Annotated in this window: 5 protein-coding genes and 1 rRNA gene; all 6 read left to right on the plus strand. The window is 36.2% G+C overall.

What is annotated here, in order from left to right; genetic code table 11:
- Window positions 1-119 precede the first annotated feature (119 nt).
- Window positions 120-674: a YceD family protein gene (locus tag I589_RS06755; protein ID WP_010768849.1), complete on the plus strand. Its 555-nt coding sequence runs from the start codon at window positions 120-122 to the stop codon at window positions 672-674.
- Between the two features lie 59 nt (window positions 675-733).
- Window positions 734-913, plus strand: coding sequence for a 50S ribosomal protein L32 (rpmF, locus tag I589_RS06760; RefSeq protein ID WP_010768848.1), 180 nt, complete (start codon window positions 734-736; stop codon window positions 911-913).
- Between the two features lie 179 nt (window positions 914-1,092).
- On the plus strand, window positions 1,093-2,511 hold the full coding sequence (gene gndA, locus I589_RS06765) for an NADP-dependent phosphogluconate dehydrogenase (protein WP_010768847.1): 1,419 nt from the start codon (window positions 1,093-1,095) through the stop codon (window positions 2,509-2,511).
- 180 nt (window positions 2,512-2,691) lie between these two features.
- Complete coding sequence (locus tag I589_RS06770) at window positions 2,692-3,378, plus strand: response regulator transcription factor (protein WP_010768846.1); 687 nt, start codon at window positions 2,692-2,694, stop codon at window positions 3,376-3,378.
- Window positions 3,375-4,880 (plus strand): HAMP domain-containing sensor histidine kinase, encoded by a 1,506-nt coding sequence (locus I589_RS06775; protein ID WP_010768845.1) that lies wholly within the window; start codon window positions 3,375-3,377, stop codon window positions 4,878-4,880. The genes I589_RS06770 and I589_RS06775 overlap by 4 nt, the downstream gene beginning before the upstream one ends.
- A 1,023-nt stretch (window positions 4,881-5,903) precedes the next feature.
- A 16S ribosomal RNA gene (locus I589_RS06780) occupies window positions 5,904-6,282 on the plus strand; the annotation flags it as partial.

Here is a 6,282-nt window from a genome sequence, read left to right on the forward strand (position 1 = left end):
GCGTAATTAAAAAAATAATAAAGCTAGAGATATTCTATGAAAAGGTGTCAAGAAAATTTCATTGACAAAGCTTTCTTAGCCCTGTATAATAGCTTTTGTTGCTTAGAGGTGATGAAAAAATGAAATGGTCTTTATTGGAATTAAGAAAATACCAAGAGACACCCCTGAATTTTAATGAGACACTTGATATAAAAAGTGATCTGATGAAAAGAGATAATTTAATAGTGGATGTTGCACCTGTTCAGGTGGAAGGTATTATCACGGTAACAAAAAAAGACTACCTTGTTCATTACAATATCCAAACAACGCTTACTGTTCCGTCTACTCGTTCATTAGAGCCAGTTGCGCTACCTATGAATTTTTCTGTGGATGAAGTGTTTATGACTGAAGAACAGTATCAAAGTCGCGATGAATTGATTCCAGAAGAAGAAATTCTTTTGCTAGAGACGACACAGTTAGATCTCAAACAATCCATCGAAGACAATCTTTTACTTGCGATTCCTATGAGAGTGTTGACAGAAGAAGAAAAGATATCTGACGAATTACCTAAAGGTGAGAGTTGGGAAGTCATTTCTGAAGATGAATATGCACAAAGAAAAGAAATAGCAAGTAGTGAAGTAGATCCTCGTCTTGCAAAATTATCTGAGCTCTTTGGAGCAGACGATAGCGAGTAAGATTGGAATATATTGTGTCCTAGTGACACAAGTCTTTTACAAGGAGGTGTAACAAGAATATGGCAGTACCAGCTAGAAAAACATCAAAAGCCAAGAAAGCAAAACGTCGTACTCACTACAAATTAACAATTAATGGTTTGAACGAATGTGCAAACTGTGGTGAAATGAAAAAAAGCCATCACGTATGTGCAAACTGCGGTTACTACGATGGTAAGGACGTTGCGTCTAAAGAAGCATAATACATTTTTAATATAGAAAAATGTAAAACCCCAAGGCTAACCATGGAGCCTTGGGGTTTATTTTTTAAAAAATTTAGAAATCAAGCGTTTAATATAGACTCTTTTGTTTTCAATCTCTTTCTATTAGGATATAATGAGAGGGATTATAGTGGAAACTCAACGATGTAGGAGGAATTCAAATGACGAAACAACAAATCGGCGTTGTCGGTATGGCCGTTATGGGAAAAAATTTAGCACTAAACATAGAAAGCCGCGGGTACTCAGTTGCTCTGTTTAACCGTACAGGTTCAAAAACAGAAGAAGTTGTTAAAGAGCATTCAGACAAGAATTTTAAAGCAACTTATACAATTGAAGAGTTTGTTGCTTCTATTGAAAAACCACGACGTATTTTGTTAATGGTAAAAGCAGGAGCTGCAACAGATGCAACAATTCAAGAATTGTTGCCTCATTTAGACAAAGGAGATATTTTAATTGATGGAGGAAATACTTTCTTCCAAGATACAATTAGAAGAAATGAAATGCTTGCTGATTCTGGCATTAACTTTATTGGTACTGGTGTTTCAGGTGGTGAGGAAGGTGCGTTGAAAGGTCCTTCTATTATGCCAGGAGGGCAAAAAGAAGCGTATGAGCTTGTTGCTCCTATCTTAGAGCAAATCTCTGCAAAAGCAGAAGATGGAGAGCCTTGTGTGACGTATATTGGCCCTAACGGTGCAGGTCACTATGTGAAAATGGTCCATAATGGGATTGAATATGGTGATATGCAGTTGATTGCGGAGTCATATGACTTGATGCAAAACATTTTAGGGGTTTCAGTTGATGAGATGGCTGAAATCTTTAAAGAGTGGAATGAAGGAGAATTAGATAGCTATCTAATTGAAATTACAGCAGACATTTTAACCCGTAAAGATGACCAAGGAACTGGGAAACCAATTGTAGATGTTATCTTAGATGCAGCAGGAAATAAAGGAACAGGAAAATGGACAAGCCAAAGTGCTCTTGATTTAGGTGTTCCGCTACCTTTGATTACAGAGTCTGTATTTGCTCGCTATATTTCTGCATATAAAGAAGAACGCGTTGCTGCTAGTAAAGTATTACCAAAACCAAACTTTACCTTTACTGGAGATAAAAAAGAATTGATTGAAAAAATCCGTGAAGCTCTTTATTTTAGTAAAATTATGAGTTACGCACAAGGATTTGCTCAATTACGAGTTGCGTCCAAAGAATACGAATGGGATTTGCCTTTTGGTGAAATTGCTAAGATTTGGCGTGCAGGATGTATTATTCGTGCAGGTTTCTTACAAAAAATCACAGATGCCTATGATAAAGAGCCTGATATTGAAAACTTATTACTTGATGATTATTTTATGGAGATTACAAGAAAATACCAGCAAGCAGTTCGAGAAGTGGTTGCATTAGCAGTACAAGCAGGTGTTCCTGTTCCAACATTCTCTTCTGCCATTGCATACTTTGATTCTTACCGCTCTGAAAGATTGCCAGCCAATCTAATTCAAGCGCAACGTGATTATTTCGGCGCTCATACGTATGAACGTGTGGACAAAGAAGGGGTATATCATTATTCTTGGTACCATGAAGAATGATAAGTAAATAAGGAAAAGTAATTCTTAGAAAATTGAAAGACTGAGGCTTGACTCTTTCAGTTAAGTTTCAGTCTTTATTTTATCGAAATTGTAGAAAAAATCACTATAGATTTTTCGTAGAATAACCGTTATAATGATGAAGTTTCTAAAAAGCTTAGAAAGAGAAAGGATAAAGCATAGATGAGTAATATTCTAATCATTGAAGATGAAAAGAACTTAGCCCGTTTTGTTGAATTAGAGTTAAAGCATGAAGGTTACAATACAGAAGTCCATTATAATGGACGTACAGGGTTAGAGGCTGCGTTAAATAGTGAGTGGGACGCAATTCTTTTAGATTTAATGTTGCCAGAGCTAAATGGTTTGGAAGTGTGCCGTCGTATCCGCCAAGTGAAAAATACGCCAATTATCATGATGACTGCAAGAGATTCTGTCATTGACCGAGTATCTGGTTTAGATCACGGAGCAGATGATTATATCGTGAAACCATTTGCGATTGAAGAACTACTTGCTCGTTTGCGCGCGTTGTTACGTCGAATTGACATTGAAGGCGACAAAAATGTTGCTAAACAAACAACAATCACCTATCGTGACTTAACGATTGAAAAAGAAAATCGTGTCGTAAGAAGAGATAGTGAAGTGATTGAATTAACGAAACGTGAGTATGAACTCTTACTAACACTGATGGAGAATGTGAATGTTGTATTAGCCAGAGATGTGTTACTTAACAAAGTTTGGGGTTACGAAACAGAAGTGGAAACTAATGTAGTCGATGTATATATCCGCTATCTGCGCAATAAAATTGATGTTCCAGGAGAAGAAAGTTATATCCAAACGGTTCGTGGAACTGGCTATGTGATGCGCTCGTGAAAACAATTAAATTAAAAAGAGCGGAAAAAAGAGAACTAAAGGGGCCTTCTTTAACTATTAAGTGGGCCTTGGCTAGTTCTTTCTTTATATTTGTTGTTTTTACTATTTTTGCAGTGATTACGTATAAATCGTCTGTAAACTTAATTGTCGCAAAGGAAAGAAGAAATCTCGAAAGGACTACTTCAGAAGTTGTCTCACGGCTGGCCAATTCAGATAAAGAGTTAACTATAACGGATACGTACAGGAATTTGTCAAATTCTAGCTATTCGAACGGCGAACAGTACGAGAAGATAACAACTATTGAAGGAACGCTAATGCAAATAGATCCATTCATTTCTGAGCTAGGACAAGATGCATTGAATTTATATGTTTATAACCTCGATGGAGAATTAGTATTTGAGACGCAACAGACTAATCAAAAGCTATTTCAGGAGGTAAGAAAATCACCCACGATCATTACCTTAAATGGTAAAACAGGTTTTTTATCGATAGAAGTGATTTATTCTAAAGGGACACGAGAAAAAATAGGCTATGCTCAAACATTTTATGAGCTGACTTCATTTTACGATATTAAAAACAAACTTCTTTTAACTTTAATTGTGTTAGAAATTGTTTCATTGATATTGAGTAGTGTGCTGGGCTTCTTCTTATCCTCTTATTTTTTAAAGCCATTAAAAGAGTTAAGAGATACAATGGACATTATTCGAAAAGATCCCCAATCAGATATACACATGAAAGAAATCAAAACCAATGATGAGCTGGCAGATTTATCGGAGATTTTTAACGAGATGCTAGATCGTATGAGACTCTATATTGAACAACAAGAACAATTTGTAGAAGATGTGTCTCATGAGCTTAGGACGCCTGTAGCAATCATAGAAGGACATTTAAGTCTACTTAACCGATGGGGGAAAGATGATCCAGAAGTGCTGGACGAGTCATTAAACGCAAGTATGCAAGAAATTAGTCGAATGAAAAGTCTTGTTCAAGAAATGCTTGATCTATCAAGAGCAGAGCAAGTGGATGTTCATTATGCAAATGAAGTAACAAATGCAAAAGAAGTTGTCTATCAGGTGTATAATAATTTCAAAATTCTGTATCCAGATTTTGTTATAACATTAGATGATGATATTACAAAAGAAGTAAAGTTAGGCATTTTTAGAAATCATTTTGAACAAATTATCATTATCATATTAGATAATGCTGTTAAGTATTCGACTACAAGAAAAGAAGTGCACATTTCAATTTCTACAACGCTAAACGAATTTGAAGTTGCTATTCAAGATTTTGGTGAAGGAATCTCTGAAGCTGATTTGAAAAAAATATTCAATCGGTTTTATCGGGTAGATAAAGCAAGAGCGAGAAACAAAGGTGGAAATGGTCTGGGGCTCTCGATTGCTAAGCAATTGGTAGAAAGCTATAAAGGACGAGTAGATGCTGAGAGTGTCGTTCATAAAGGGACGATTTTCCGGATTTTTATTCCAATTCTCAGAGAAAAGTAACAGATATTTAGCTTAAAGACAAGGCGAAAGGGTTCAACTCCGAGAGCTAAGTGTATCTTCGGAAGTAGAACATGTTGATTTGTAGCGCAAGTAGGTACAATTTCTACATCCATTTCGTTTAGAAAGCGTGTATCGATGTAATCTCAGCTTAGTAAGCATATCTCATGCGTAGAAGTTGATGAGAGCGAGACGAAGTGTAGGCCTTCAATCGCTTATTAATATTTTAGAAGTATGGAGGTGGGACATAACTAATTAGTTATGTCCCATCTTTTAAACTCTTAATAAACGGCAAAAACAGAAGCAACTCCTTCAAAAATAAGCTGAAATCCCCAAAGATTTGAGGTACAACCTTCGTGAATTCCTTCTTATTTCTCGGAGCAGAACACTTCTGTCCAACCTCGTTGAACTTTTTTAGTTTAGTGTAGCGAACGATATAGAATGAAAGAGATGAAATGATAGGGATTTACTAGAAAAATATGACAAAAAATAAAAAAATACATATAAAATTCGTGTTTAAAAAAAGTTTAGAAATCTCTCTTTTTTTAGTTGATTTTTCTTTAAGGTATTGCTATATTAGTATTTGTTCTGATATTTAATTATTTTTTATATTTGTTAAAAAAGTTTTTGAAATTTTATTGACTCTTATAAAATATAATGATAGAATAACAAAGTCGCTCGAGAGAGACGACTGGATAACAGTTGATAAATCAACAAAATTTATTTTAAAAAGTTGTTGACAAATAACAACAAACCTGTTATTCTAATTAAGTTGCTGAAACAAGCGCATGACTTTCTGAAAAGAAGTTAAAAAACTTTTGTAAAAAAAACAGTTGACAATCACTTGTCTAGCTGATATGATATAAAAGTTGCTGAAACAGCACGGTAGACCTTTGAAAACTGAACAAAGTAAGACAAACCAAATGTGTAGTGTGTACTTGATTTATCAAGTCACAAACATTTAACAAGCAAGCAATATGCTAGCAAACAAATTGAGCTTAACAATCGAAAGATTGTTCTAACTTTTATTATGAGAGTTTGATCCTGGCTCAGGACGAACGCTGGCGGCGTGCCTAATACATGCAAGTCGAACGCTTTTTCTTTCACCGGAGCTTGCTCCACCGAAAGAAAAAGAGTGGCGGACGGGTGAGTAACACGTGGGTAACCTGCCCATCAGAAGGGGATAACACTTGGAAACAGGTGCTAATACCGTATAACAATTGGAACCGCATGGTTCTAATTTGAAAGACGCTTTCGGGTGTCACTGATGGATGGACCCGCGGTGCATTAGCTAGTTGGTGAGGTAACGGCTCACCAAGGCCACGATGCATAGCCGACCTGAGAGGGTGATCGGCCACACTGGGACTGAGACACGGCCCAGACTCCTACGGGAGGCAGCAGTAGG

This window comes from Enterococcus phoeniculicola ATCC BAA-412 (genome assembly GCF_000407505.1).
Taxonomy (GTDB): domain Bacteria; phylum Bacillota; class Bacilli; order Lactobacillales; family Enterococcaceae; genus Enterococcus_K; species Enterococcus_K phoeniculicola.